The following is a 26,225-nucleotide window of genomic DNA, read 5'->3' on the forward strand; positions in this document are numbered from 1 at the left end:
CTGGAAGGGTTCACTTCGCGCCCGGCTTGGGCGTGTTGAGGTACGGGAAGCCGGGCAGCAGCGGCACCACGGCCTGGTCGACAGCGTCGTGAAGCTCCAGTGAGGTGGCACCCAGCGGCACCACGGCGCGGGTGCAGGCCGGGCCGAACAGCGCGCCGCCGTTGTTCAGCCAGCACAGGCCACCCATGACGGCGGCCAGCGATACGTCGACGATGTCGTCCTTGGGCCGGCGGCCATTGGGGAAGCCAGCCAGGTCGGGCGGGTTCTCACCATCGCGCAGTGTGCCGACGATGCCCAGGCGGTTCTGCATCGCAAACGGCCGCGGCGTGATGGCCGTGTTCAGCCGCAGCATCTCCGAGCCCACCACATTGGCCGGCTGGTTCACGCCGGGGATGCCGGTCAGGAAGGTGGTCACCAGGTCCAGGCGCGGCAGGTTGGTGGGGGCGGCGTTGCCGATGGGCAGCACGGCCGACAGCAGGGCCGGCAGCGTCGGGTTGGTGACATAGGTGGCGAACTGGCCGTCGCCCGTGGGCACCGAGGCGTTGAACTTGTCCTTGTCGGCCAGGCCGATGACGACCTCGTTGACCAGCGGGTTGCCCAGGCGCGAGACCTGCACCCAGGCGCCGCCGGTCTTCACGGCCGCGTCGTAGCCGCTGGGCGGTGCGGCGTTGACGATCTGGCTCTGGCGCACGCTGGCCGTCGTCCAGCCGCCGATGACGGTCTCGTTGCCCTGCGTGAGGCAGCTCTTGTGCACCTCCAGCGCGAGCGATGTGACGTTCTTGTCCTGGATGGAATTGACCGCCGCCGCGTTGATCAGGCTGCGGTTGGTGATGACGCCAACGTCGGCATTGACGAGGTCGAAGATGGGGCCGAGATTGACCGCGAAGGCCTCCTGGCGCTGGCCGACAAAGACCTTGGCCGGGAAGCCGCAGCCGGGCAGGCTGACGCTGTAGATGTGCTGGGCGGCATAGGCCGGGTAGTCTGCAATCGTCTTGGTGCCGATGTTGTCCACCGGCTTGTCGAACCAGGTGCCGCCGGCCGGGTTGGCTACCGGGCTGGCCGTGCCGGTGCGGCGGTCGCCGCGGATCAGGGTCAGGGCGAACTTCTCGTTGACGTTGAGGGCTGCGGCATTGGGCGCGCTCACCGTGCCGGCCTGGGTCAGCGGAATGGGCACGACCTGGTTGCCGATGGGCAGGGTGATGCCCTTGAGCGTGTTCATGAACTTGAACTGGAAGGTGATGTCTTCCTTCGCATCGCCGTTGTTGTCGACGTGGATCTCGTAGATCGCGTTCGGGTCCAGCTTGAAGTAGTTGGGGCCGCCATAAGCATCCTGCAGCGGCAGGTAGTTGGCGATCAGCGTCACATAGCCGGCACGGCCGCCGCTGCCGTTGGCGGCCACGCCTTCGTAGCTGTTGAACAGGTAGAAGTCGGTGCCATCGACGCGCGGCATGCCGCCAATCGACGGCGCCTCGCGGTGGCTGGAGGCATGGGCCGGCAAAGCGGCCAGGCCGGCGAGAACGCTGGCGGTGATGAGCGCTAGGGTCGGCGCGCGGGTGGGCAGTTTCATGGCATCTCCTGTTGGACGGGTCGTGGGTGGAACCGCAAACAGATGGACACAACCAGCGCTGCGGCCTTGTCTTTACGCAGCGCGGGCGGGCTGGATGCAATGCAAGCTAGGGGGTAGGTTCGGCTATCGTCTTCGGCATGCCGATGCGCATCACCCGCCGACACATAGAACTCACGCTTGCCGGCCTGCTCGCCGTCGTGCTGGTGCTGGACCTCGCCTGCCCGCTGCCCACGCCTGCCAGCGACTCGCCGACGCTGACCGTGCTGGCCGCCGACGGCACGCCGCTGCGCGCCTGGCCCGGTGACGACGGCGCGCAGCGCCACCCGACGACGCCAGAAGCCGTGTCGCCCAACTACACCGAGGCGCTGTTGCACTACGAGGACCGCTGGTTTCGCTGGCATCCTGGCGTGAACCCGGTGGCCCTGGTGCGCGCGGCCTGGCAGTGGGCGCGGCATGGGCGCATCGTGTCGGGCGGGTCGACGCTGACCATGCAGGTCGCACGCCTCGTGGACGAGCGCGCGGCGGGCCGGACCATTCCCGCCAAGCTGCGCCAGATCGCCCGTGCGCTGCAGCTGGAGCTGCACTGCAGCAAGCAGGAGATCCTGACGCTGTACCTGAACCTCGCGCCCATGGGCGGGCCGCTGGAGGGCGTGGAGACGGCCAGCCGGGCCTACCTGGGCAAGGGCGCGGCGGACCTGTCCAAGGCCGAGGCTGCGCTGCTGGTTGCCTTGCCGCAGTCACCGACACGGCTGCGACCGGACCGCGCCGTCGCCGCTGCGCAGACGGCGCGCGACAAGGTGCTGACGCGCATGCAGACGCTGGGCATCTGGAGCGCGGCCGACGTGGCCGAAGCCAAGCAGGAGCGCGTCTTTGCGCCACCGCTGCGCGCGCGCTGGCTGGCACCCTTGGCGGCCGAGCGCTTGCGCCAGGATGCCAAACGCCACGGTCAGACGGCAGCGACGATCCAGACCACGCTGGACGCCGGCCTGCAGGCGCGGCTGGAGCAGTTGCTGACGGACCGGCTCAACAGCCTGCCCGATGCCGTGTCGCTCGCGGCCCTCGTCGTCGACAACCGCACGCTGGAAGTGCGCGGCTATGTCGGCTCGGCCGACTTCACAGACGCGCGCCGCGGGGCGCACGTGGATATGGTGCGCGCGAAGCGCTCGCCGGGCTCGACGCTCAAGCCGTTTCTGTACGGCATGGCGCTGGACGAAGGGCTGATCCATTCCGAAAGCCTGCTCATCGACGCGCCGCAGAACTTCGGCGGCTATGCGCCGGGCAACTTCCAGGCCGATTTCTCGGGCCCCGTCAGCGTCAGCGAGGCGCTGCAGCGCTCACTGAATGTGCCGGCCGTGGACCTGCTCGACCGCCTCGGCCCCGAGCGCTTCGCCGGCCGACTGCGCCATGCGGGCCTGAGGCTGCGCATGCCGGCCAATGCGGCGCCCAACCTCAGCCTCATCCTCGGCGGCGGCAGCACGACGCTGGAGGAACTGGTCGGCGCCTACACAGCGCTGGCGCGCGGCGGCATCGCGGCCCGGCCGCGGTTGATGCCCGACGAGCCGCTGAAGGAGGCGCGGCTGATGAGCGAGGGCGCCGCCTACATCGTGCGCGAGATCCTGGAGAACGGCGGCCGGCCCGGCTCGCCCTTCCGCGAAAGCGGCCAGCGCGTGGCGTGGAAGACGGGCACGAGCTTTGGCTTTCGCGACGCCTGGGCCCTGGGTGTGACGGACCGCTACACCTTCGGCGTGTGGATAGGCCGGCCCGACGGCACACCCAACCCCGGCCACTTTGGCGCCAACTCGGCGGCACCGTTGCTGCGCGACCTGGCGGCGGCGCTGGGCCCCGACGAGGCCCGCCAGCAGCTCGCGCCGCGCCGCCGGCCCGACAGCGTGGCGGCCGTGCCCATCTGCTGGCCGATGGGCCTGGCCGAAGCCGCCACCGAGCCCGCGCTGTGCCTGCAGCGTCGCATCGCCTGGACGCTGGACGGCGCCGTGCCGCCGACGTTGCCCGACCGGCTGCGACCGGGGCCGCTGGCAGAGCCTGTCTGGGTGGCGGCGGGCCAGCGCGTGCAACCCGGTTGCGCGCCCGAGGCCGAGCGTTTTGAGGCTGTGCGCTGGCCTGCGCTGCTCGGGCCTTTCCTCGATGCCGAGCAGCGCCACCCGCTGGAGCGCCTGGCCTGGCGACCGGGCTGCGCCAGCCAGCAGCTGGCAGCCAACCGGCTGCGCGTCGTGGGCCTGGAGCCGGGCACGGTGCTGCGCCCGGCGCCGGGCCAGCGCGAGGTCGTGCTGAAGCTGCAGGCGATCGGCGCGCAGCAGGGGCTGACGTGGCTGCTTGATGGTCAATGGATGGCGGCCAGCACGACGGCTGGCGCGGCACAGACGCTGCACGTGGAGCGCGCGGGCGCGCACCGGCTCACTGTCATGGATGGGCTGGGGCACTGGGCGCGGGTCGAGTTTCAGATGGCGCCATAGCGCGGTGTTTAGGCACATAGGCAGCATGGCGGCCGCCGCGCTGGATCGCGGGCGTCAGCGAGCGTAAACAGGCGCGTGCTTCAGACTGGCTGCTGTCACCCAGATCTCGCGACCTAATGGCCGATACCAGCGGCAACGGTCATTGAACCTAGATCCGGCAGTTGACCGCTCGCAACTCATTGAAAGTCTCGATGCCTCAACACCTTGCGCACTTTGCGCCGTTCACCACTTCGGTGAGCAGCCCGAGGACGGCAGTACCGGGCAGAACAGGGCACTTCGAACCGGTCTCCCTCTTGTCAGGAAACCAGCAACGTCCCCATCAAAGCTTGCGCACCCAGATGTTGCGGTACCGGACCAGATGCCCATGATCCTGCAGGCGCAGCGGCATTTCGGCATGTGCTCGATAGCTGGGCGTACCGATGTAGGTGGTGCCGCCCTTGAGCGCGGAGTTGTTCTGCACCAGCACGCCATTCAACAACACCGTAAGTCGCGCCGGTGAAATGAGCGAACCGTCAGCCGCGAAGCGCGGCGCGGCGTAGATGATGTCGTAAGTGTTCCAGTTCTCGGCTGGCCAAGTGGCATTGACGAGCGGCGGGAACTGCTTGTAGATCGACCCCACCATGCCGTTCACGTAGGTCGGGTTCTCGAAGTTGTCGAGAATCTGAACCTCGTAGACATCCTGCAGGAATACGCCGCTGTTGGCGCGATCCTGACTCACTTTGTCGGCGGGAAGTTTGGGCGCGCGCCACTCCAGGTGCAGTTGAACGTCACCAAAGGACTGTTGGGTCTGGATGTCGCCGGTGCCCGGGCCGACCACCAATTCGCCGTTGTCAATTTTCCAGCCCGCGGCTGCCCCGGTGTTCGCGCTTTTCCATGCGTCGAGGCTCTTGCCGTCGAACAGCACGATGGCGTCCGACGGTGCGGCACCTGGCGCCGCGCCCGGCGTCACCTTGGGTGGAACCGGGAACCATACCTCGCTGAGTGCAGGCGCAGGCAGCATGTCGTCGGTCTCCGTGAGCGCCCGAACCTTGATGTTGCGATAGAAAACCTCGGCGCCTTCAGCTTGAAGCACGATCTTGCCGTGGTCGAGTTTGACCCAGCTGCTCGTGCCGGCATCCCAGGACTTGAGTTCGCTGACGCGCATGTTCACGACGCCGTTGACGACGTGTGTGGCGCGATCGCCGCGCACGATGACTTCGAGCGTGTTCCAGCCCGGACGCTCGTTGACACGCCCGTGGCGCGTACGGTGGTAGCCCTCGTTCTCGCCGCCCGTGATGGGGACACCGCCGTTTTCGGGCAGTGCATAACGGCCGGTCTTCGGATCGACGAAGCTCGAGGCTTGCGTCGATATCGCCCACGAATCTCCGGTGTCGCCTTCCTGGATTTGGGCTTCGGCACTCGCCGGCCAGTCTGACGGCCGCACGCGATACACGTGATACAGCAGGCCCGCATCGCGCACTTCGTGAAGCCGCGGCGGAAACTTCTTATTGCCCCATTTGTATTCGAGGCTGATCACATAGTCCTTGAAGTCAGCGTCGGTGATGATGTACGCGAACGGCTGGGGCGTGCCCGCCACGTGCGTGGGATACGCGTGGATCTCGCCATTCTTCACTTCGAAGATGCTGGACGCGGCCGGCGTATCGGCGCTGACCTTGGATGCGTAGTGCGCCGACCAGCCGCTGAGATCCTTGCCGTTGAAGATGAGCTTCCATGTTGCGGTGTTCGCCGCGTTGCCGGCGGCCAAGGCAGTGCCGGCAAACAAACACATGCTGGCGCAGACCAGCCTCGACATCAGGTTCATTCTTCCCATCCCCGAAAGCGCGGGCCCCGGGAGGGTGGCCCAGAAAGTTGGATTTGAAGTGGAAGGCGTTGGCCAAGTAGCTGAGTACCTGTCTTGTGAGGAAGACGATGGCGCCTAGCCCTTCCATCGCACGGACAGGCGAAAGCGGGCGTCGCCAATTGTGACTACCGATAAGTTCAAACGTTGAGCGGCCGCTTTCCGAAGGCTTGCTCAGGCTGTGCCGATTTCCGCCGCCGCAAACCAGCCGCTCCACCGCGCGCGTACGTCGCCCAACTCGGCCCGCAACCCCGCCGAAATGCGCCACCATACCGGCATGGACACCTTGCAAGCCCTCGAACAACGCATCACCGACCTCGAGATCAAGGCCAGCTTCGCCGAAGACACGGTCGAGCAGCTCAACCAGGTCGTCGTGCGCCAGCAGGAGCAGATCGACCGGCTGGTGCGTGAGCTGGTCGAGCTGCGCAACCGGGCCACGGCGGCAGAGCCGGACGGCATGCGCGGTCCGCGCGACGAGCTGCCGCCGCATTACTAGGAGTCTGTCGGGCTTTGGGTCGGGTGCGCGCCGGGGTGAGTTGCGGGGCGAGGCAAGGCGCCGACGAGGCGTGGGATCGGCCCCCACAACGAGTCGGCAACGCCGAATCGCCCCGGCCCTTCGGGTTGGGCCTGCAAGGGGGCTGATCCGTCGTTGCAAATGCTCGCTGGGCACCCGGCCCAGCTCCGCTTTGCGCCTAGGCTGAGCCCCCTTGCAGGCCCAACGCGCACCCGACCCAAAGCCCGACAGGCTCCTAGGGCTCATCAACCCAGTAGTCCAGCCCGGCGTCCTGCTTTTGAAGCAGGCGCAGGCCCGGCGCGAAAGCACCCACCTTGCCCGAATCCGGGTAGACACAGATCTCCGGCTCCTTCTGCGTGCTGATGCTGATGTAGTGCAGCGGCGCGTCCGAGGTGTTGATGATGTGATGCGGGTACTCGGGCCCCGCCGGGATGTTGATGGTGTCGCCGGCGCGGATGGGCACCAGCTCGCCGGCGACGCGCAGCGTGCCCTCGCCCTGCAGCACGATGAACATCTCCTCCTCGGCGTAGTGGAAGTGGTAAGGGCAGCCCATCTGACCGGGCGCCAGGATGTCGAAGCTGGCGCCCAACTGCTGGGCGGCGGTGCCTTTGGATAGCGACGTGGTCTCGGTGTCGTAGCGCGGCGGGCGCACAAAGCGCTCGCGCGGCGCGTCATTGAAATTGCGGATCAGGCGCTCGCGCAATTCGGCGGCTTTATCGGACGGGGGCATCTGGAAGCTCCTGGGACAATGGCGGCTGAATGAATCCGCCCCTGCATCTTCCCCAAGCCTCCGACGACCTGCAATCCGCAGCTCACCAGGTCCTGTCAGCAGTATTCGGCTACACCGCCTTCCGCGGCCAGCAGGCCGACATCGTCCAGCAGGTGGCCGCCGGCGGCGACGCGCTGGTGCTGATGCCCACCGGTGGTGGCAAAAGCCTGTGCTACCAGGTGCCCGCCATCGTGCGCCACACCCGCCAACAGGGCGTGGCCATCGTCGTCAGCCCGCTGATCGCGCTGATGCACGACCAGGTCGGTGCGCTGGAGGAGGCCGGCGTGCACGCCGCCTTCCTGAACTCCAGCCAGACCGGCGAGGAGGCCAGCCGCATCGAGCGCGAGATGATGAGCGGGCGGCTGACGTTGCTCTACGCCGCGCCCGAGCGGCTGACGACGCCGCGCTTCCTGGCCCAGCTGGCCTCGCTGCACGAACGCGGCCTGCTGTCGATGTTCGCCATCGACGAGGCGCATTGCGTCAGCCAGTGGGGGCATGACTTCCGCTCCGAGTATCTGCAGCTCAGTCTGCTGCACGAGCGCTTCCCCGATGTGCCGCGCATCGCGCTGACGGCCACCGCCGATGACCTGACGCGGGCCGACATCATCCAGCGGCTGCAACTGCAGGACGCACGCGTCTTCATCAGCAGCTTCGACCGGCCCAACATCCGCTACCTGATCGCCGAAAAGACGACCTCGCCGCGCGACCAGCTGCTGCGCTTCATCAACGACGAGCACGAGGGCGAGGCCGGCATCGTCTACTGCCAGAGCCGCAAGAAGGTCGACGAGACGGCCGTGTGGCTGGAGAGCGAAGGCATCAAGGCCCTGCCCTACCACGCCGGCCTGGACGCCGACGTGCGCCGCCGCCACCAGGACCGTTTCCTGCGCGAGGACGGCATCGTCATGKKSGCCACCATCGCCTTCGGCATGGGCATCGACAARCCCGACGTSCGCTTCGTCGCCCACCTGGACCTGCCCAAGAACATCGAGAGCTACTACCAGGAGACCGGTCGCGCCGGCCGCGATGGCGCGCCGGCCGAGGCCTGGATGACCTATGGCCTGGCTGACGTCGTCAACCAGCGCCGCATGATCGACGACAGCCCGGCCGACGAGGTCTTCAAGCAGGGCCAGCGCGGCAAGCTGGATGCGTTGCTGGCGCTGGCCGAGGCGACTGACTGCCGGCGCGTGCGGCTGCTGGGCTACTTCGGCGAAGCGTCAACGCCCTGTGGCAACTGCGACAACTGCTTGAACCCGCCGCAGACCTGGGACGGCACCGAGGCGGCACGCAAGCTGCTGAGCTGCATCTACCGCTTCCACCAGCGCGGCGAGCGTTTCGGCGCCGGCCACCTGATCGACGTGCTGCGGGGCAAGGAGACTGACAAGACTCGGCAATACGGCCACGACAAGCTGTCCACCTGGGCCTGCGGCGCCGACCTGTCCGAGCAGCAGTGGCGGGCTGTGCTGCGCCAGCTGATCTCGCTGGGCCATGTGGCCGCCGAGGGCGAGTTCAATACCCTGGCCTTGCAGGACAGCGCACGGGCGGTGCTCAAGGGCGAGGTGGAGTTGCGCCTGCGCGAGGCCGAGGAGAAGAAGCCGCGCGGCAAGTCAAAGACGTCGCGGGGCGGTGCCAAGCCCAAGGCAGATCCGGCGCTGGGCCTGGATGCCGAAGGTCATGAGCGCTTCGAGGCGCTGAAGGCCTGGCGCTCCGAGGTGGCCAAGGAGCATGGCCTGCCGGCCTATGTGATCTTCCAGAACACGACGCTGGCGGAGATGGCCCGCGTCCTGCCGGGGGACCTGGCCGAACTGGGGGAGATCAGCGGCGTGGGGGCGAAGAAGCTCGAAGCCTACGGCCGGGAGATCCTTCGCGTCTTGGGGCGTTAGCCCCTCGTCCAGTCTCGCCTTGCTGAACGCAGGCCAGTCTGGCCGGTCCCCGAGGGGACGGCGATGCGTATGGCGTTGAGCCACACGCACATCGCCAGTGCGGGCCGGCTAGGGAGCGGCCCGGCGCTCGGCCCGCTTAGCGGACGGCGGCCGTCAGGTCGGCGCTGGCGACTTGCGTCGCATCCGGCGTGCGGCGGCCTTCGATGACGACGCGGGGCAGCTGGGCAATCGTCGGCTCCGGGGTGCTCACGCCACTGATGACCACGCGGTCCAGCTTGACGACTTCGGGCGCTTCGGCCGGCACGGTGAGCGTCATCCAGGTAGCGCCGGTCAGGGCGACCAGGGCGACGAGGATGGCGGCGCTGACGGCTTGCAGGCGGGTGCGGGCGGCGGCGGTGGTGGTGCTGATGCGGTTCATGGCGGACTTCTTTCTCTCTGGTGTGCCGCCAGTGTGTTCTTGAGGGGTCATCCGATCTAAGGGTTTGCGATAGGTTGCGGCTTTTCGCGGATGAAATGCGTCCGGCAGGGATCAACGGAATCCCTCCTTAAACCTGAGGGCCGACCCTGTCCCCGGCGTCATGCGGTGCCGGGATACTTCTCCCCTAAAAGCTAGGGAGAAGAGTCATGGCACGGGGCAACGACGTTCAGCTCGGCGGCATCACCGACCTCAACCTGCTGGCTGACATCAAGCGCGGCTTTGTCGACGCGCTCGAGGTCGTCACCTATGTGGACCGCCTGCGCAGGGTGCTGAAGACGCTCAACGGCCTGCGCCTGGGCTCGCGCGAGTCCAGCGCGCCGGCCTCGCCCTATACCGACATCGTCGCCCGTTGGCGCATCGTCCATTCCTTCCGCTGGAGCATCGTCGACGGCAAGGACGGAGCGCCCGACCGGCTGCTGCTCAACGTCTGCTTCGACGGCGGCTGGGAGCCCTATATGCGGGTGATCTGGGACCAGCTCGGCTCCACGCTGGATCTGATGCTCTGCCACACCGAGGCCTACACGCTGTCGCGCGACTGCAGCTTCGAGACCTATGGGCGCTGGGTGCGCGATCACGAGATCTCGGCCGACTTCCTGTTCATCGCCTCCGGCCGCAGCGTCGGCGATGGCGAATACCTCGCCCGGTTGGAGGCTGCCCAGCGCGGCCGTGCCAACGAGCTGGAATTCAACCGCCTGCGCGCGCCGGCCTCCGGCGAGACGCCGCCGCTGCCCGCTGGCGACAAGGAGCGCTTCGCGATGGCGGCGCGCGGCCTGCTGCCGCTGGCGGGCCTGTACACGCTGCAGCGCTACTTCGGCACCGGGGCACCCGACCGCGACTGCCTGCTGCGCGCCACCCACGACGTGCTGTTCGAGCTGCGCGAGCTGGGCACGGTTGAACAGTTTCCCAAGGATGGCGGCAAGACCGCCGGCGGCCAGCTGCGCCAGCGCCATCACGAGATGCTGGCCTGGTTCGAGCAGCCGCTGCCCGAGCCCGAGATCAAGGCGCGCGAGCTGTCGCTGCTGCCGGGCGACCTGCAGTGCTGCCTGCTGAGCAAACCGCCCGGCAACCGCGGCGGCCTGGTGCTGCTGCGCGTGGCCCAGCCGGCCCAGGCTGTCGCCTGGCTCAGCACGGCGCCGGTGCAGCGCGACAACGAAGACGGCGCCCAGCTCGCCGTCTGGCGCCAGGTGGCGCTGACCCTGTCAGGCCTGAGGGCGCTGGGCGTCCCGGCTTCGCGCCTGGAACGCTTCCCGCAGGCCTTCAAGGAAGGCATGGCCGCGCGCGCCGGCCTGCTGGGCGACGTGCGCCACAACCACCCTTCGCACTGGGTGCTGGCGCCTCATGTCAACAAGATCGACCGCATTGACCCCGCCAACGCCCATGTCCTCGTGCAGCTGCGCTTTGCGGCCGCCGAGCCGGGCGAGAACTTCACCGCGGCCGACGACAAGCGCCTGAAGGAGTTGGCCGAGGCCTTGACCGTCAACACCGGCCTGGCGCTGATGGCCATCGAGCCCATGCGCAGCAATGCGGCCGACAAGGAGCACTTCGGCTTCAAGGACGGCATCAGCCAGCCCGTGCCGACGCCGGACGACGCACCGCCCACGGGCCTGGCCTGGGACGACAAGGTCAAGTACGGCGAGGTGTTGCAAGGCTTCCCCACCGAGCGCGACAAGGGCTACACCGTGCCCGAGCAGCCCGATGCGCTGCTGGATCGCGGCAGCTTCCTGGTGGTGCGCAAGCTGCGCCAGTACACCGGTCGCTTTGCCAAGCGCACCTACCAGGAGGCCAGGAAGATCGGCCTGGACCACGAGCTGGTGCTTGCCAAGCTGATGGGCCGCTGGCAGGACGGCCGGTCGCTCGCGGCGCCCGAGGCCTCGGGCAGCAGCAATGACTTCAACTTCGCCAAGGACGCGCAAGGCTCGGCCTGCCCCTTCCACGCCCACATCCGCCGCACCAACCCGCGCGACCTGGCCGGCACGGCCTTCTCCAGGAACCGCATGCCGCGCATCCTGCGCCGCGGCATGAGCTATGGCGCGCCGGTGCATGCCGATGCCCCGGACGACGAGGACCGCGGCCTGGTCTTCATGGCCTACAACGCCCATCTGGCCGAGCAGTTTGAAGTGGTGCAGCGCTGGGTGGCCGGCGGCAACGCGAGCGGCGGCTATGCGGCGCAGAGCGACCCGCTGCTGGGCGTCGTCGACGGCAGCGGCGGCCCGCGCCTCTTCCCCTTCGAGCACGCCGGCAAGCCCTACGAGATCGACCTCGGCCCCGAGCCCTTCGTCACGCTGCAATGGGGCGCGTACTTTTTCGTGCCCTCCATCGCCGCGCTGAAATCCCTGCCTTGCCTGACCGAGCTGCCTCTGCCGCTGCCGCCTCCCACGCCGGTGCCCGAGCGCGTGCCCGACCTGCAGGACAAGGCGGCCATGCAACTCTGGCTGGAAGACACCAACACCCGCGATGCCGCCTGGGCCTGGGTGCGCGCCCAGCCTGGTGGCGTCGTCGACACGGCCTATGGCGTGCTGGTGGGCGCGCCCGAGCGCGTCTGCGAGGTGCTGAGGAACGCCCCCGACCGCTACTCCGTCAGCGGCTACGGCGAGCGCATGCACGACTCCATCGGCCTGGGCTTTCTGGGTCAGGACGAAAGCAGCGGTCATCGAGCACTGGCGCCCATCATCAATGCGGCCATCGAGGCCTTCAGCGAGGCTGATTGCTATGCCACCGCCTACCAGGTCGCCAAGGCCGGCCTGGCGAAGCTGAAGGAAGAGGCCCATGGGCTGCTGAACGCTTTTCCGGCTTCGCAGAAACCCAAGGACCTGCCCACCGACACGCCGCTGGACTTCGAGCGCTTGAGCGAGGGCGTGCTGGCCAAGCTCTGCCAGCTCTGGTTCGGCCAGCCCGACGGGCGCCACATCTGGGGCACCGAGTTTCATGCCGAGGCGCCGGCTCAAGGAGCGGCCGCGCGTTGCCCGCGCGACCTTTTCAGGGTCTCGCGCCATGTCTTCGGCCCCTACCCGACCGAGGCGGTGCAGGCCGAGGGCCGCGCCGCCGGCCGCCGCTTCACGGCTGCCATTGAGGCCTGGCTGGCCGAGCCGGGCACCGTTCTACCGCCTTTGGCGCAGAAGATCGTCGCCGCCGCCAGAGCCCTGCCCGACGCCACGCCCGACCTGGCTGCATGCACGCTGGCCGGCATCATGCTGGGCTTTCCGCCCACCACGCATGCCAACCTGATCACCGTGCTGGCCGCCTGGGTGCAGACGCGCAAGCTGTGGGAGCTGCAGCCGCTGTGGCACGAGGTCGTGCCCGATCCGCAGACCCAGATGCGCCCCTACGCCGAGGCCGTGGCCCGGCTGCGCCCGACGATGGTCGCGACGCTGACCCGGCGCCCCACGCCCTTCCAGGTCTGGCGCAAGGCGCGCGAAGCGCACCGCCTGGGACAGGTCGATGTCGAGGCCGGCCGCGTCGTCGTCGTGGGGCTGGGCTCGGCCACACAGCAGGACCCGCTGCGCCACCACGTCGCCTTCGGTGGCGACTGCGCCGACCCCCAGGGCCGCTCGCCGCATGCCTGCTCGGGTTATGGCATGGGCATGGGCGTCATGCTGGGGGTGATCGCGGCGGTGCTGGATGCGGGGGTGCTGCGGTTTACGGGAGCGCCGACGGTGGTGGCGATGGGGGTGGAGAGAATGGATGACCGATCGGCTCGAGCTTCTTGACTATGTGGTGTTCTTCGAGACGGAGCCCGAGTGGACTCACGCCGAAGGTTGGTACTACGGTGCCAGATTCGCGACGCTGCGCGGGGACGACCGGGTCGTCGCTACCGTTGCACCGGATGACATGGAGTTCGCTGTCGAATGGTGGCAGGGCGATTTGCTGCGGCTGCGGTTCAGTTCGGTGATGGCCCATACCTGGCACATCGAATCGGCTGGAGGCAGGGAAGTTCTGCGCGTGGCGTTCAACGATGAGCGCGTCAAGTTCTGCGAGCTGCAGCTCAGGCCCCATGTCCGAGTCGAGTGGAGCATGACCTGGGGATGACGGTAGCGGGTGGCCGGTCGGCTCGCTTTGTGGGGCGCCGACCGGCCACGCCATCAGCAGCTGACCTTCGCCAACCCCGTCCCCGCCCCCGCCGCCGCCGGCAGCTTCTGCTTCACGCACGACGGCGCCTGCAGCGTGTAGCCGTAGGGAATGCCGAGCGGGAAGGTCGCGGTGCTGGCCCAGTCCGTCGCATCGCGCGACGGTGACGAGCCGCTGGCCACCCAGGTGATGCCATAGGTTGCGAAGTCGGCCGGGCTGGTGATGTTGTTGCCGCGCAGCTGCCAGTAGCCGATGGACGGGCTGTCGCGCGAGGTCACCGGGTTCTGCGAGTTCTCGAACCAGTTGCCCTCGATCAGCGAGTAGCCGCCCATGCGGATGTTGGCGCCCGAGGTCAGCAGGCCGCTGTACAGGTTGTTGTACAGATGGGTATAGCCGGCGCGCTGCAGCGGCAGACGCGAGCCCACATCCTTGTAGTAGTTGTGATGGAAGGTGATGAAGCGGTCGCTCGCGTCGCTGTCGCTGGAGCCGATCAGGCCGACCTTGTGGTGGTCATGGATGTGGTTGTACGAGTAGGTGATGTGGTGGGCGCCGGCCTTGTTGTCGACGAGGCCGTCGAACTCCAGGTCGCCGGCGCCGCTGCATTCCTTCAGGCTGCTGAACAGGGTGTTGTGGTCGATCCAGATGTAGCCCGGGATGCCGCCGCTCTGGCCTTCGATGCCGATGGCGTCGATGGAGCCCGGCAGCAGGCCGATGGTCATGTTGCGGATGATGATGTTCTGCGCCGCGGCCTTGATGGCCAGGCCGAAGTTGGCGGCCGAGCCGTTGGCGCCTTCGATGGTCACGTTGTTCTTGTTCTTGATCTCGACGATGGCGCCGGCGGGCTTTTGCCACTGCGTGCAGGCGTCGGGGATGGTGCCGAAGTCGAACGTGCCGGTGTAGCGCAGCACCAGGCCGGAGCTGCCGTCATAGGCATTGAGGGCCGCCTGCATGGCGGCGGCGGTGCTGACGGTCACGGCCGCCTTGCTGCCGCCGCCGGTGACCGTGCCGGCATAGCCGCCGCTGGCGCTGGCCGGGGCGGGTGCGGGTGTCGGAGCGGGGGAAGGTGCTGGGGTCGGGGCAGGGGTGGGAGCCGGTGTGGGCGCCGGAGTCGGTGCGGGCGTGGGGGCCGGCGTCGGGGCCGGTGACGCCACCGGGCCGAGAGCGCATTTCTTCGTGATGCCGGGGTTGGGGTCGGAGCCGAAGGTCGCCGTCGTGCAGGCGATGTCGCCCTTGAGGTTCTTGATGACCCATTTGTCCTTGATGCCGTAGGACACGGCGCGCGTGCTGGTGCCGACCTTGCAGGTCTCGCCTTCGTCGGCGCATTTGGAATAGCCCGAGGGCCAGTCCACCGCGTGGGCGGCCGTGGCGGCCAGCAGCAGCGACATGGCCGTGCCGGCGGTGCGGATGACGGGCAGGGGCGGGGGTGTGAGCTTCTTCGTGATCATGGGTTGTTTGTCTCCGGTCGTTGTGTGGGCGCGCGGTTTCCGTCCGGATGCGCGCAGCGGGCCGTCGTCGGGGCCGAGGAGCGGCCGCCACGAAGGCTGTCGGGGCAAGGGAGAAGAAAACCGGTGCCGACGTCAGGTCACTACCGGTCGATCCGCGCGCTGGGGCGCGGCGACGTCAGGTCGGTGCGGCATCGCCGCGCATCGCGAGGCAACTATGAAACAGCGTTCTGTTTTTATGGATACGTGGTTTCACGTAGCCGATGAGTGCGACTTTGCGGCGCTCAGAGCTGGAGGGCCCGCTCCAGGAAGCCGCTCATGCCCAGGCGCTCGAACTCCCGCCCGGCGCGGTCCCGTGCGGTCTGCCAGCGGTCGTCCAGCCGCAGCTCGGCTTCCAGCAGCGCCGTGACGGCGGCTTCATGCGCCGAGTTGCGCTGCTCGCCAGCGCCGCGGGCCAGGCCGAGATAGCGTTTGGCCCGCTCGCTGTCCCCCATGCGCGCCGCCAGCCGGGCGGCGGCGCGGTAGGCCATGGCGCCGCCAATCCAGTCATGCTGGCGGCCGCGCTTGAGGGCCAGCGCGACGTGGTGGCGGGCCGCGCCGGCGTCGCCCTGGGTGGCCAGGATGTCGGCCAGCCAGCCGTGCTGGAAGCTGCTGTACAGGCCGCCGCCGCGCGGCGCCAGCCAGGCGGTGGCGTCCAGGATGTGCTGGCGCGCGGTTGGGTCGGCCTCCTGCATCCAGGCGCCATAGGCGCCGGCCGCGTGCCCCATGGCGCAGGTGAACATGCTGCGCACCTGAGCGCCGACGCGGTGGGCAACGAGGGCGGCCTCGCGCGCCTCGGCCCAGCGGCCCTGCCACAGCAGCACGGCGGCGCGCCAGCCCTGGATGCTGGCCTCGACCGCATGGCCGCTGCCATCGAAGGGCGTCAGGGCCTCGGCAAAGATCTCGTGGGCCTGGTCGAAATGGCCCTGGTCGGCCAGCACATAGGCGCGGCAGCACAGCGAGAAGGACAGGCCGATCTGGTTGACCGCGCTCTTGCGGGCGCGCGCCCGCTGGCGGGCGATGGCCAGGTCCAGCATGGGCAGGGCGTTGGCGTAGTCGGCCGCGGCGGCCTGCAGCTGGCCGACGGTGCCGGGCAGCTGCGCGAGCAGCGCATGGTCGCCGCAGTCCTGGGCCGTCTCGACGGCGGCGCGCGCATGGCGCAGGCTGTCGCGCGTCTCACCCAGGGCGTAGCCGACATAGGAAAGCCAGTATTCGGTGCGGGCGATGAGGCCGGGCTCGGCTTCGGCCTTGGCCAGGGTGGCGGCATGGCGGAGCACGCGCAGGTCGTCCTGGGAGGCGTCGAAGACGCAGGCCATGCCCAGGCGCTGGGCGATGCCAACCCAGCGGCGCCGGCGCTCCGCATCGTCGGGAAGGAACTCCAGCGCGGCCAGGGCGGCGCGGAACTGCTTCTTGGCCCGGTCCAGTGCCGAGGCGGCCAGGGCCTGGTCACCGGCGGCTTCGGCGTGGTGGGCGGCGGCCGGCCAGTCGTTGGCGGCGGCGTCGTGATAGGCCAGCTGTTCGTGCAGGTCCTGGCCACCGTGTTCTGCCAGTTCGACGCTGATGCGCCGGTGCAGGGCCTGGCGTTGGTGCAGGCCGGTGGCCTCGTAGACGACGTCGCGCGTGATGCCGTGCTTGAAGCGCAGATGGCCGGGGCGTTGGTCCGGGAAGATGAAGTCCTGGGCCGCCAAAGCCTGCACGGCGGGGTGCTGCTCCCCGCAGCCGGACAACGCCTGCAGCAGCCAGGACGGGATGACATTGCCGATGACGGCCGCCACGCGCACCAGCTGCGCCTGCTCGGGCGGCAGGCGGCCGACGCGGGATTCGACGAGGGCGGCCAGCCAGGCCGAGCTGCTCGGCCCGGCGACCAGGCCTTCACCCGTGTCGGCCGCGGCGTGGCAGAGCTCCTCGATGAAGAGGGGATTGCCGCCGGCGTGGCGCTGCACCTCGGCGGCGATGAAGGGGTCGATCTGCGGCAGCAGCTGCTGCACGGCGCGGGCGGCCTCGGTCTCGGTCAGCGGCGGCAACTCGATGAGGTCGGCATCGCCGTCGTTGGCCCCAGGCAAGGCGGGCTGCGGTCGGCTGGCGGTCAGCAGCAGCAGCGGCAGGCGCTCACGATCGGCAGCGGCGCGCAGCCGATGCAGCAGGCGCAGTGATGCGTCGTCGGCCCATTGCAGGTCGTCGATGAAGACGAGCTGGGGCATGCGCCGCGCCAGCGCGAGCAGCAGGGTCAGCAGGGCGTCGGCGCGCTGGCCGGGTTGGCTGTGCTGGGCGGCGAAGAGTTCGGGCGGTGCGTCGTGCAGGCCGCCGTCATGCATGTCCATGGCGCGCAGCATCTGCAAAAAGGGCTGCAGCGGCTCGGCGCTGAGGTAGCTCTCGCAATAGCCGCGGTGGATCTGGACGGCCTGGTCCTGGGCGTGGCGCAGGAATTCCTCGGTGAGCCGGGTCTTGCCCACGCCCGCGCCGGCGCGGATGCCCAGCCAAAGCGTGCCGCCCTGCAGCGCGCGCGCGAGCGTGGCCTCCAGGGTTGCCAGTTCGCCGCCGCGGCCGACGAAGGGGGCCAGGCCGCGGCGCATGCTGGCCTCGAAGCGCCGGCCCACCGGCGCGCGGCCGAACACACGGTAGGCGGCCAGCGGCGTCGCGCGGCCCCTCAGCTGCAGCGAGAAGCGCGGGCCGGTGTCGAAGAACTGGCTCTGCAGGCCCAGGCTCTCCTCGCTGGCGATGATCTCGTCACGCTTGGCGGCCTCTGACAGCCGGGCCGCGATATTGGGTGCGTTGCCGAGCAGCTCGAAGCGGCCACGCATCTGGTCGCCGTCGTTGACGAGGACGATGCCGGCGTGGATGCCGCTGTGCAGGGCCAGGCCGGGGAAGTCGGCGGGGCGGGGGCCGGGCGGCAGCAGCTCGCGCACGGCGGCGTGCAGTTCCAGCGCGGCCTCGGTGGCGCGGCGGCCGTCGTCCTCGCGCACGTCGGGGTGGCCGAAGACGGCCAGCATGCCATCGCCCTGGATGCGGGCGATGACGCCGCCGTGGTGGGGCACGATGCGCTCGTACAGCGCGCGCAAGCCCCCGAGCATGGCCGCATAGTGCTCGGCCTCCATCCACTCGGCCATGGCAGTGGAGCCGCTGAGGTCGGCGAACAGCAGGGTTAGCAGTCGGCGCTGGCCGACAGGCGCAGGGGGGGCAGCGAAGGGCGCGGAGGACTCGGTCACGGCGCTGGTCATCCTAGCCGTTGCGCTTCGGGGCTGACCGCATGAACAGGCCGTTCTGGGGGCTCTGCTCTAGCTCTTGTCGCCTGCTGACCGTCGTCAACCTTGCAGCGGCACGAAATCCGTGTCCGCCACGGTGCGCGGCGCGTCGGGAGGCAGGTCTTCCTCGCGCAGGCCGAGGTAGATGGGCTCGCCGTTGCGGCGATGGATGTTGATCTTGGCGTTGTAGACGCGGTGGATCAAGCCGTGCTTGTCGGCCATGTGGTATTCGCTGATGCCCCAAAGCCCGGTCGAGTCGCGCCGGCCGGTCAGGTAGCAGGCGATCTCGTCGACCTCGGAGCCGGCGAGCTTCAGGCCATTGAGGCTGCGCAGCGGCGCCCGCGTGCGCTCGACGAAGTCCAGGCTGTCGATGTGCACGTCCTCGCCGTTGACCTCGTCGTGCATCAGCGTGTTGAATTTGCCGACCAGGATCTGGCCCGGTTCGGCGCGCTCGATCATGCGGGCGAGCTCGATCGTGACCTGGCCGACCAAATAGCTGAAGGACGTGGGGTTGAGGCCTTCGGATTGGTAGAACTCGTAGTGCGAGCCGACGTGAAAGCACGCGCGCAGCTTGGGCACCGACTCGGGGCGCGTCGCGCGCTCGAGCGCCAGCGCGTTGTCGGCGAGGATGAACTGCATCAGCTGGTACAGCTCGACATTGGCCTCGACGCCACGCATGCGGTTCCAGATGTAGAAACCGTCGCCGGTCGTTGTGCGGGCGAAGTTGATGTTGATCTCGCGGTCCAGCAACTTGGCGTAGGCCGCGTTGACCGAGCAGGACAGGCTGTTGAGCTGCACCACCTGCTGCAGCGGCGTCAGCAGCGAGAAGCCGACCGCGTCGAACAGGATGACGGCGCGGTCCTCGACGAGGCGGATGCCGTAGCGCGCCGCGATGGCCGCGATCAGCGGCAGGCCCAGGCCCCGCTCGGGGTTGAAGGGCAGCTCGATGAGCTTGGGCACCACACTCAGCGCGGCGGCCACGCTGTCGAAGGCCTGCTTTTCGAGGTGCTCCTGGTTGGACAGCAGGTTGTCCAGCAGCCGCGTGCGCCGCGTCACCTCGGTCAGCGGCGAGGTGCCGTCACCCAGCGTGTACTCGGTCAGCATCTGGTGCGGCGCGACCAGCACGCGCAGGCCGCGCGGCTCGGGTGTCCAGGCGTAGATCAGGTTGTCGCCCAGGCCCCACAGCGTGTAGAGCGCCTGGTCGAGCAGGATGATGTTCTCGCGCAGTGCGGTTTCGCTCAGGCCGGCCGGTGCTGGATAAGCCATGAAGCCATCCAGCCAGGACCGGCGTTTGCGCAGCTCTTCTTTCACAAGCAGGCTCCAATCAGAAGCCTGGATTGTCTTTCACAGACGCGTGATTTTTTCACGCCAAGCCGAGTCGTCGGCACAGCCTTGGCCGTCGGCCTGCTGCGCCGGCGACTCGGCTCGGTGTTCCTGGGTCATTTGAATCCTCATGTGGGACTCAGACGCGGTGTCCGGTGATGGTCACGCGCGGCAGCTGGGCGACTTCACGCACGGCGTAGCCGGTGATGACGACGCGCGGCAGTTGGGCGACTTCCTGCGTGGCCTTGCCGGTGATGACGACGCGGGGCAGCTTGGTGACTTCTTGGGGGGCGGCGCTGGCGGCGAAGGCGGTGAACGCGAAGGCAGCGACGGCGGCGGCTTGGATCAGGACGGTGGCTTTCATGATGCTTCCTTGGGGTTTCGTTCAGCGGGTTTGCTGTGTCGATGTAAGCAGTTTCGTCACTGGACACGAGCGCCGCCATGGCGCTGCGATGAATCGCCAGACGCGGGCCGCGAGCTGCATGCGGCCGCGACAAACCGCTAGTTCTTCACCGCCAGGTTCTTGGCCAGGAAGCGCTCGACGCGCCCCCAGAAATCTTCGTTGGTCTTCAGGTTGAACCAGCCGTGGCCTTCGTCGGGGTAGACCACCCATTCCAGCGGCTGGTCGGCGCGCAGCGCGGCCTTCATCTCGGTGCCGTGCTTCAGCGGCACGCGCCGGTCCTCGCCGCCGTAGGCCATCAGCAGCGGCATGCGGATCTCGCTGGCGCGCGCCAGCGGCGAGGTCTTGCGCATCTGCTCGGCGTCGCTGTCCGGGTCGGCCACGAGGCGCTTCATGCCGTAATCCTTCCACTCGTCGGACATGTCGCTCCAGCTGATGCTGCTCAGCAGGCCGATGTCGGTCACGCCCACCCAGTTGACGGYGCACTTGAACAGGTCCTGCTGCGTGACGGCGGCCATCATGGCGGCGTAGCCGCCATAGCTGGCGCCCATGATGCAGGCGCGCTTGGGGTCGGCCCAGCCCTGTTTCACGGCCCAGGCCAGGGTGTCGGCGAGGTCGTCCTGCATGGCCAGGCCCCATTGCTTCCAGCCAGCCTTGAAGTGCTTGAAGCCGTAGCCGGTGCTGCCGCGGAATTCCGGTTCCAGCACGAGGTAGCCGCGGCTGGCGAGGAACTGGGCATAGGGTGACCATGACCAGTGGGTGCCGCGGACATAAGGCCCGCCATGCACCAGCACGACGGTAGGCGTGGCGCCCTTGACACCGCCGGCCGGCTGCGTGACCAGCACCGGCAGCTCCAGGCCGTCGCGGGCCTTGATGCGGTGGTAGTCGCGCTGTCCCATGGCGGCGGCCGGCAGGTCGGTGCGGGTGCCGGCCAGCGACTGCAGCTGCTTCTCGGCCGTCTCGTACAGGTAGTACAGCGGCGGGCGCACGTCGGACAGCGAGGTGACGATGAAGTGGCTGGCTTGCACGCAGCGCAGGCATTCGATCAGGTTGACGCTGCCAGGCAGGCGAGCGTCGATGTCGGCTTGGGCGGCCTTCATCGTCTTGTCCAGCCACACGGTGCCGGGCGCGTCGGTTTCAAAGCGCACGCCCAGCAGCCGGCCCGTACCGGGCTCGGTGATGAGTCGGCCTTCGAAGTCGTAGCCGGGCGTGGAGATCAGCGGTTCCCCGTCCGCGTTGCCGGTCTTGGGGTCGACGCGGAAGACGGCGTCATAGCCACCGTAGCCGCGCTCGCCCAGCATCAGGCCGTCCGGCCCGGCCCAGATCGGCCAGGGGTGCTTGCGTGCGTGGGGGTCGTCGTCGTACCAGGGCTGCCAGCGGCCCGCATCGTCGCGGCTGAACAGCTGGCTGCGGCCCTGGTGCTGGGTGTCGATGACGCGGGGTTCGCCGCGCCAGTCGAGCAGCCAATTCCTGGTGTGGTCGGGCATGCCCGCGCTGAGCGTGCGCGTGAGCCCGGTGCGGGTGTCCAGCCGCGCCAGTTGCACGCCCGTGGCCTCGCGTTCGTTCGACCAAGGCCGGCGCAGGACGATGACCTCGCCGCCGTCCAGCCCCGGCGGCACGCTGTGCAGCACCCAGTTGAAGTCCAGCCGCCGATCGTTGATCAGCGTCGCCGTGGTGACGAAGGGCTTGTCGGTCTTGATCAGCTGGCGGAGGTTGGCGCCTTCCCGGTCGACCGCCCACAGGCCCTGGCCGTTGACACGCGTGGTGCCGTCCGGAGAGTCGGACACGTCGAACACCAGCCTGTCCTCGCTGATCCAGTGATGGGTCGAGATGTCAGCGTCATTGAAGCCGGCGATGAATTTGGGCGGCTGCATGGTCTGCAGGTCCAGCACGGCCAGCCAGATGCGGTCACCCTTGCCGGCGGCCTGAATGGCGAGATAGCGGCCGCTGGGGCTGAGCTTGGGCGCGCGCACCGCCGCGCGTTTGAAGAAGGCGGCGGCGGACGGCGGCTCTGCGGCACTGACGCCCGTGCTGGCACCCAGCGCGGTGGCGGCTGCAAGCAGGGCAGCGGCGAGGCGGTACTTCATGTGCGGTAGCGTGGTTTGGACGCGCCAGATTGTGGCGGCCTATCATGTCCGGTTCGCTTGTGAAAACTGCCATGGCCCTCCCGGATTTGCCCGCGCCTCCTGAATCCCGATTCATCCGCGTGCGCGGTGCGCGCACGCACAACCTGAAGAACATCGACGTCGACCTGCCGCGCCATGCGCTGGTGGTCATCACGGGGCTGTCCGGGTCGGGCAAGTCGTCGCTCGCCTTCGACACGCTGTATGCCGAGGGCCAGCGGCGTTATGTGGAGAGCCTGTCCAGCTACGCGCGGCAGTTCCTGCAGCTGATGGACAAGCCCGACGTAGACATCATCGAGGGCCTGTCCCCCGCGATCTCCATCGAACAGAAGGCAACGTCGCACAACCCGCGCTCGACCGTCGGCACGGTCACCGAGATCCACGACTATCTGCGCCTGCTCTATGCCCGCGCCGGCACGCCCTTCTGCCCCGACCACGACCTGCCGCTGGAGGCGCAGTCGGTCAGCCAGATGGTGGACGCCGTGCTGGCCATGCCGGACGAGGCCAAGCTGATGCTGCTGGCGCCGGTGGTGCGCGACCGCAAGGGCGAGTTCGTCGAGCTGTTCGCCGACCTGCAGGCCCAGGGTTATGTGCGCTTTCGCGTCGACGGCGCCACGGTGGAGGCGCCCGACATCCCGGCGCTGAAGAAGGCCGAGAAGCACGACATCGACGTCGTCATCGACCGCATCAAGCTGCGCCATGACGCGGCGGATTCGCTGCGCCAGCGCCTGGCCGAGAGCTTCGAGGCGGCGCTGCGCCTGGCCGACGGGCGGGCCCTGGTGATGAACATGGACAGCGAGCAGACGACACTGTTCTCCAGCAAGTTCGCCTGCCCGGTTTGTTCCTATTCGCTGCCGGAGCTGGAGCCGCGGCTGTTCTCCTTCAACTCGCCGGTGGGCGCCTGCCCGAGCTGCGAGGGCCTGGGCCAGGTCACCGTCTTCGACGCCGACCGGGTCGTCGCCTTCCCGACGCTGTCGCTGGCCAGTGGCGCGGTGAAGGGCTGGGACCGGCGCAACCCCTACACCTTCTCGCTGCTGGAGTCGGTTGCGGCGCACTACAAGTTCGACGTCGAGGCCCCGTGGGACAGCCTGCCGGCCACCGCCCAGGAGGTGCTGCTGCGCGGCTCGGGTACCGAGGACATCAGCTTCGTCTACCAGGCCGAGACGGCCGCGGGCAAGAAGCGCTCGGTCAAGCGCCAGCATCCCTTCGAGGGCATCCTGCCCAACCTGCAGCGGCGCTACAAGGAGACCGATTCAGCCGCCGTGCGCGAGGACCTGGCCCGCTACATGGCTGCCAAGCCCTGCACGGCCTGCGAGGGTTCGCGGCTGCGCCGTGAAGCACGGCATGTCGTGCTGCAGCCAGCCGATGCGCCGGCGGGCGTGCGCGGCCGGCCAATCTTCGAGGTCGAGCATTCGACGCTGCGCGAGTGCCTGGACTATTTCGAGACGCTCAAGCTCAAGGGCAACAAGGCCGAGATCGGCGACAAGGTCATTCGCGAGATCGCGTCGCGGCTGCGTTTCCTCAACGACGTCGGCCTGAACTACCTGAGCCTGGACCGCAGCGCCGAGACGCTGTCCGGCGGCGAGGCCCAGCGCATCCGCCTGGCCAGCCAGATCGGTTCAGGCCTGACAGGCGTCATGTATGTGCTGGACGAGCCCAGCATCGGCCTGCATCAGCGCGACAACGACAGGCTGATCGCGACGCTGCGGCGGCTGCGCGACCTGGGCAATTCGGTGCTGGTGGTGGAGCACGACGAGGACGCCATCCGCGCGGCCGACTGGGTGCTGGACCTCGGCCCCGGCGCCGGCGTGCATGGCGGCCAGGTCATGGCCCAGGGCACGCCTGATCAGGTGGCGGCCAACCCGAATTCCTTGACGGGCCAGTACCTCAGCGGCGTGGCCCGCATCGAGGTGCCCGCCGAGCGGCACAAGCCCGTGCAGGAGTCCCGGTTGCGCATCGTCAATGCGCGCGGCAACAACCTCAAGGGCGTGACGGTCGAGATCCCGGTGGGCCTGTTCACCTGTGTGACCGGTGTGTCGGGCTCCGGCAAGAGCACGCTGGTCAACGACACGCTCTACACGGCCGTCGCCAAGAAGCTCTACAGCAGCCACGCCGACCCGGCGCCCTATGACGAGATCGAGGGCCTGGACGCCTTTGACAAGGTCATCAACGTCGACCAGTCACCCATCGGCCGCACGCCGCGCTCCAACCCCGCCACCTACACCGGCCTGTTCACGCCCATCCGCGAGCTGTTCGCCGAGATGAACACGGCGCGCGAACGCGGCTACGGCCCCGGGCGCTTCAGCTTCAACGTCGCCGGCGGCCGCTGCGAGGCCTGCCAGGGTGACGGCGTGCTGAAGGTGGAGATGCACTTCCTGCCGGATGTGTACGTGCCCTGCGACGTCTGCCAGGGCCGGCGCTACAACCGCGAGACGCTGGAGGTGCTCTACAAGGGCAAGAACATCACCCAGGTGCTGAACATGACGGTGGAGGACGCCTATGAGCTGTTCAACGCCGTGCCGGCGCTGGCGCGCAAGCTGCAGACGCTGCTGGACGTGGGCCTGGGCTATGTGAAGCTGGGCCAGAGTGCGACGACGCTGTCCGGTGGCGAGGCCCAGCGCGTCAAGCTGGCGCTGGAGCTCTCCAAGCGCGACACGGGGCGCACTCTCTACATCCTGGACGAGCCGACCACCGGCCTGCACTTCGCCGACATCGCGCTGCTGATGAAGGTGCTGCACCAGCTGCGCGACGCGGGCAACACCATCGTCGTCATCGAGCACAACCTGGACGTCATCAAGACGGCCGACTGGCTCATCGACATGGGGCCGGAAGGCGGCGCCGGCGGCGGCACGCTCCTGGTGGCGGGCACGCCGGAGGACGTGGCGGCCTGTGAGGCCAGCCACACGGGGCGCTATCTGGCGCCCTTGCTCCGGCGCTGACGAGCCGCACCTGCGGGCCGAGCGCCGGGCCGCTCCCAAGCCGGCCCGAAATGGCGATGTGCTTGCCGGTCGACCCGGCAAGCATCGCCGTCCCCTCGGGGGACCGGCTGGACTCGCCCGCGTTCAGCAAGGGCGAGGCCGGACGAGGGGCTTCAGCGCCTGCGCTGCCTCGCGCGGAAGATGATGACGAGCAGGCCCAGGGCAATCATGGCCCAGGTGCCGGGTTCGGGCACGGCCGGCGTGTGGGGCAGATCAATGGGGCCGTCGGCTGGGCGAATCGTGCCGGGCGGCAGGGCGGGCATGCCGAGGTTGACGAGGCCGGGAGCCCCACCACCGCCGGCGCTGGCAGGGCCGCTGGCGCCGCCGCCCGCCAGCAGGCTGCCGCCCTGAGCAGGCGAACTCGACAGCGCTGACACGCCGGATGCGGTGGCAAAGCTGTCCGGCGCTGCGGCTGCGGGGCCGGCGCCCGGGGCCTCGAATTCCAGTGGCGCAGTTTCTTCGCCCTCACGAGTCGACGAGGCGACGTTGCTGGCGTGGGCCGGTGCCACGGCGCTGGGCTTGTCCAGGCGGCGGATGCGGCTGACGTTGCGGCAGACGGTGGGCACCAGGATGCACTGGCCGTCCTCGCAATAGACGAGGCCGCGCTCCTGCGTCGTCGCCGTCCACTTGCTGCGCGTCACCGTGCGGCAGACGGCGCCGGGGCCGAAATGCATGTCGCGAATCTCGGGTGCGTAGCTCGCCTTGCCTGTGATGGCATCGCGCCCGATGACGGCAATGTCGTCATAGCTGCGCGCCTTCATGCGGGCCTTGAGCTTCTCGCGCGTCGCGGTGGGGATGTCCTGGTAGCGATCGACGGCCGCGACCACGTCGCCCATGAATGGATTGGCGCCGGGGCGGTCCCAACTGCACTGGGGCAGCGTGGAGCCGGCGGAAACGGCGAGGGCGAGGGTGGCGATCAAGGACATCGGAAGGCCCGCAAAAGGGAAGCGCCCGAACCAGGGCGCATGTCCCTAGTATTAGGGAAGGCTAGGGTTTGTCCGCGTTGAAGACCCGCAAAGAGGGGGTGGCCATCGGGTGAGATAAATCACGCAAAAGGCTGAAAACGATTGCCCGTCATCGCTTGCTGGTCCGGCCCG

Annotated in this window: 16 protein-coding genes; 6 read left to right on the top strand and 10 right to left on the bottom strand. The window is 68.7% G+C overall.

Annotation, left to right across the window (positions count from 1 at the left end; all coding sequences use genetic code 11):
* Positions 1–10: 10 nt before the first annotated feature.
* Positions 11–1,567 (bottom strand): DUF4331 domain-containing protein, encoded by a 1,557-nt coding sequence (locus tag ACXJKJ_RS02065; RefSeq protein WP_457388866.1) that lies wholly within the window; start codon positions 1,565–1,567, stop codon positions 11–13.
* A gap of 143 nt (positions 1,568–1,710) precedes the next feature.
* Between ACXJKJ_RS02065 and pbpC the strand changes: the two genes are divergently transcribed.
* Positions 1,711–4,038 (top strand): penicillin-binding protein 1C, encoded by a 2,328-nt coding sequence (gene pbpC, locus ACXJKJ_RS02070; RefSeq protein WP_457389017.1) that lies wholly within the window; start codon positions 1,711–1,713, stop codon positions 4,036–4,038.
* A gap of 319 nt (positions 4,039–4,357) precedes the next feature.
* On the opposite strand, the gene ACXJKJ_RS02075 is transcribed toward pbpC, so the two are convergent.
* Entirely contained in the window at positions 4,358–5,839 is a 1,482-nt protein-coding gene (locus ACXJKJ_RS02075; protein WP_457388868.1) for a 3-keto-disaccharide hydrolase, read from the bottom strand.
* Positions 5,840–6,152: 313 nt separating this feature from the next.
* Here ACXJKJ_RS02075 and ACXJKJ_RS02080 point away from each other — a divergent pair, with 313 nt between their 5' ends.
* Positions 6,153–6,371: a SlyX family protein gene (locus ACXJKJ_RS02080; RefSeq protein WP_457326125.1), complete on the top strand. Its 219-nt coding sequence runs from the start codon at positions 6,153–6,155 to the stop codon at positions 6,369–6,371.
* A 253-nt stretch (positions 6,372–6,624) separates the two neighbouring features.
* On the opposite strand, the gene ACXJKJ_RS02085 is transcribed toward ACXJKJ_RS02080, so the two are convergent.
* Positions 6,625–7,119, bottom strand: coding sequence for a cupin domain-containing protein (locus ACXJKJ_RS02085; protein ID WP_457324901.1), 495 nt, complete (start codon positions 7,117–7,119; stop codon positions 6,625–6,627).
* Between the two features lie 29 nt (positions 7,120–7,148).
* On the opposite strand from ACXJKJ_RS02085, the gene recQ reads away from it, so the two are divergent.
* Positions 7,149–9,038 carry a DNA helicase RecQ gene (gene recQ, locus ACXJKJ_RS02090; RefSeq protein ID WP_457388870.1) on the top strand — a complete coding sequence of 630 codons (1,890 nt, stop codon included), beginning with the start codon at positions 7,149–7,151 and terminating at the stop codon, positions 9,036–9,038.
* Between the two features lie 136 nt (positions 9,039–9,174).
* Here recQ and ACXJKJ_RS02095 read toward each other — a convergent pair whose 3' ends face one another.
* Positions 9,175–9,456 (bottom strand): hypothetical protein, encoded by a 282-nt coding sequence (locus tag ACXJKJ_RS02095; protein WP_457324899.1) that lies wholly within the window; start codon positions 9,454–9,456, stop codon positions 9,175–9,177.
* A 206-nt stretch (positions 9,457–9,662) separates the two neighbouring features.
* Here ACXJKJ_RS02095 and ACXJKJ_RS02100 point away from each other — a divergent pair, with 206 nt between their 5' ends.
* Complete coding sequence (locus ACXJKJ_RS02100) at positions 9,663–13,223, top strand: hypothetical protein (protein ID WP_457388872.1); 3,561 nt, start codon at positions 9,663–9,665, stop codon at positions 13,221–13,223.
* Positions 13,198–13,542, top strand: coding sequence for a hypothetical protein (locus tag ACXJKJ_RS02105; protein WP_457388873.1), 345 nt, complete (start codon positions 13,198–13,200; stop codon positions 13,540–13,542). Before ACXJKJ_RS02100 ends, ACXJKJ_RS02105 begins: the two co-directional genes overlap by 26 nt.
* A 53-nt stretch (positions 13,543–13,595) precedes the next feature.
* Here the strand turns inward: ACXJKJ_RS02105 and ACXJKJ_RS02110 are convergent, their stop codons facing one another.
* The 5 genes from ACXJKJ_RS02110 to ACXJKJ_RS02130 form a co-directional block, all read right to left on the bottom strand.
* Positions 13,596–15,026 (bottom strand): pectate lyase family protein, encoded by a 1,431-nt coding sequence (locus ACXJKJ_RS02110; protein ID WP_457388875.1) that lies wholly within the window; start codon positions 15,024–15,026, stop codon positions 13,596–13,598.
* A gap of 281 nt (positions 15,027–15,307) precedes the next feature.
* Complete coding sequence (locus tag ACXJKJ_RS02115) at positions 15,308–18,268, bottom strand: ATP-binding protein (RefSeq protein WP_162247721.1); 2,961 nt, start codon at positions 18,266–18,268, stop codon at positions 15,308–15,310.
* A 96-nt stretch (positions 18,269–18,364) separates the two neighbouring features.
* Complete coding sequence (locus ACXJKJ_RS02120) at positions 18,365–19,615, bottom strand: hypothetical protein (RefSeq protein WP_056191403.1); 1,251 nt, start codon at positions 19,613–19,615, stop codon at positions 18,365–18,367.
* A gap of 151 nt (positions 19,616–19,766) precedes the next feature.
* A complete protein-coding gene (locus ACXJKJ_RS02125) occupies positions 19,767–19,991 on the bottom strand; it encodes a hypothetical protein (protein ID WP_457388877.1) in 225 nt (74 codons plus the stop codon).
* Between the two features lie 137 nt (positions 19,992–20,128).
* Positions 20,129–22,114 (bottom strand): alpha/beta hydrolase family protein, encoded by a 1,986-nt coding sequence (locus ACXJKJ_RS02130; protein ID WP_457388879.1) that lies wholly within the window; start codon positions 22,112–22,114, stop codon positions 20,129–20,131.
* A 71-nt stretch (positions 22,115–22,185) separates the two neighbouring features.
* Here ACXJKJ_RS02130 and uvrA point away from each other — a divergent pair, with 71 nt between their 5' ends.
* Positions 22,186–25,089, top strand: coding sequence for an excinuclease ABC subunit UvrA (gene uvrA, locus ACXJKJ_RS02135; RefSeq protein ID WP_457388881.1), 2,904 nt, complete (start codon positions 22,186–22,188; stop codon positions 25,087–25,089).
* A 152-nt stretch (positions 25,090–25,241) separates the two neighbouring features.
* Here the strand turns inward: uvrA and ACXJKJ_RS02140 are convergent, their stop codons facing one another.
* Entirely contained in the window at positions 25,242–26,054 is an 813-nt protein-coding gene (locus ACXJKJ_RS02140) for an MHFG family PEP-CTERM protein (protein WP_457388883.1), read from the bottom strand.
* Positions 26,055–26,225 lie beyond the last annotated feature (171 nt).

The organism is Roseateles sp. P5_E1 (assembly GCF_054049335.1).

Excerpts from the sequence above, each read along its gene's own strand:
- ACXJKJ_RS02065 (WP_457388866.1), bottom strand. The coding sequence starts at position 1,567 with ATGAAACTGCCCACCCGCGCGCCGACCCTAGCGCTCATCACCGCCAGC.
- pbpC (WP_457389017.1), top strand. The coding sequence starts at position 1,711 with ATGCGCATCACCCGCCGACACATAGAACTCACGCTTGCCGGCCTGCTC.
- ACXJKJ_RS02075 (WP_457388868.1), bottom strand. The coding sequence starts at position 5,839 with ATGAACCTGATGTCGAGGCTGGTCTGCGCCAGCATGTGTTTGTTTGCC.
- ACXJKJ_RS02080 (WP_457326125.1), top strand. The coding sequence starts at position 6,153 with ATGGACACCTTGCAAGCCCTCGAACAACGCATCACCGACCTCGAGATC.
- ACXJKJ_RS02085 (WP_457324901.1), bottom strand. The coding sequence starts at position 7,119 with ATGCCCCCGTCCGATAAAGCCGCCGAATTGCGCGAGCGCCTGATCCGC.
- ACXJKJ_RS02095 (WP_457324899.1), bottom strand. The coding sequence starts at position 9,456 with ATGAACCGCATCAGCACCACCACCGCCGCCGCCCGCACCCGCCTGCAA.
- ACXJKJ_RS02100 (WP_457388872.1), top strand. The coding sequence starts at position 9,663 with ATGGCACGGGGCAACGACGTTCAGCTCGGCGGCATCACCGACCTCAAC.
- ACXJKJ_RS02105 (WP_457388873.1), top strand. The coding sequence starts at position 13,198 with ATGACCGATCGGCTCGAGCTTCTTGACTATGTGGTGTTCTTCGAGACG.
- ACXJKJ_RS02110 (WP_457388875.1), bottom strand. The coding sequence starts at position 15,026 with ATGATCACGAAGAAGCTCACACCCCCGCCCCTGCCCGTCATCCGCACC.
- ACXJKJ_RS02125 (WP_457388877.1), bottom strand. The coding sequence starts at position 19,991 with ATGAAAGCCACCGTCCTGATCCAAGCCGCCGCCGTCGCTGCCTTCGCG.
- uvrA (WP_457388881.1), top strand. The coding sequence starts at position 22,186 with ATGGCCCTCCCGGATTTGCCCGCGCCTCCTGAATCCCGATTCATCCGC.
- ACXJKJ_RS02140 (WP_457388883.1), bottom strand. The coding sequence starts at position 26,054 with ATGTCCTTGATCGCCACCCTCGCCCTCGCCGTTTCCGCCGGCTCCACG.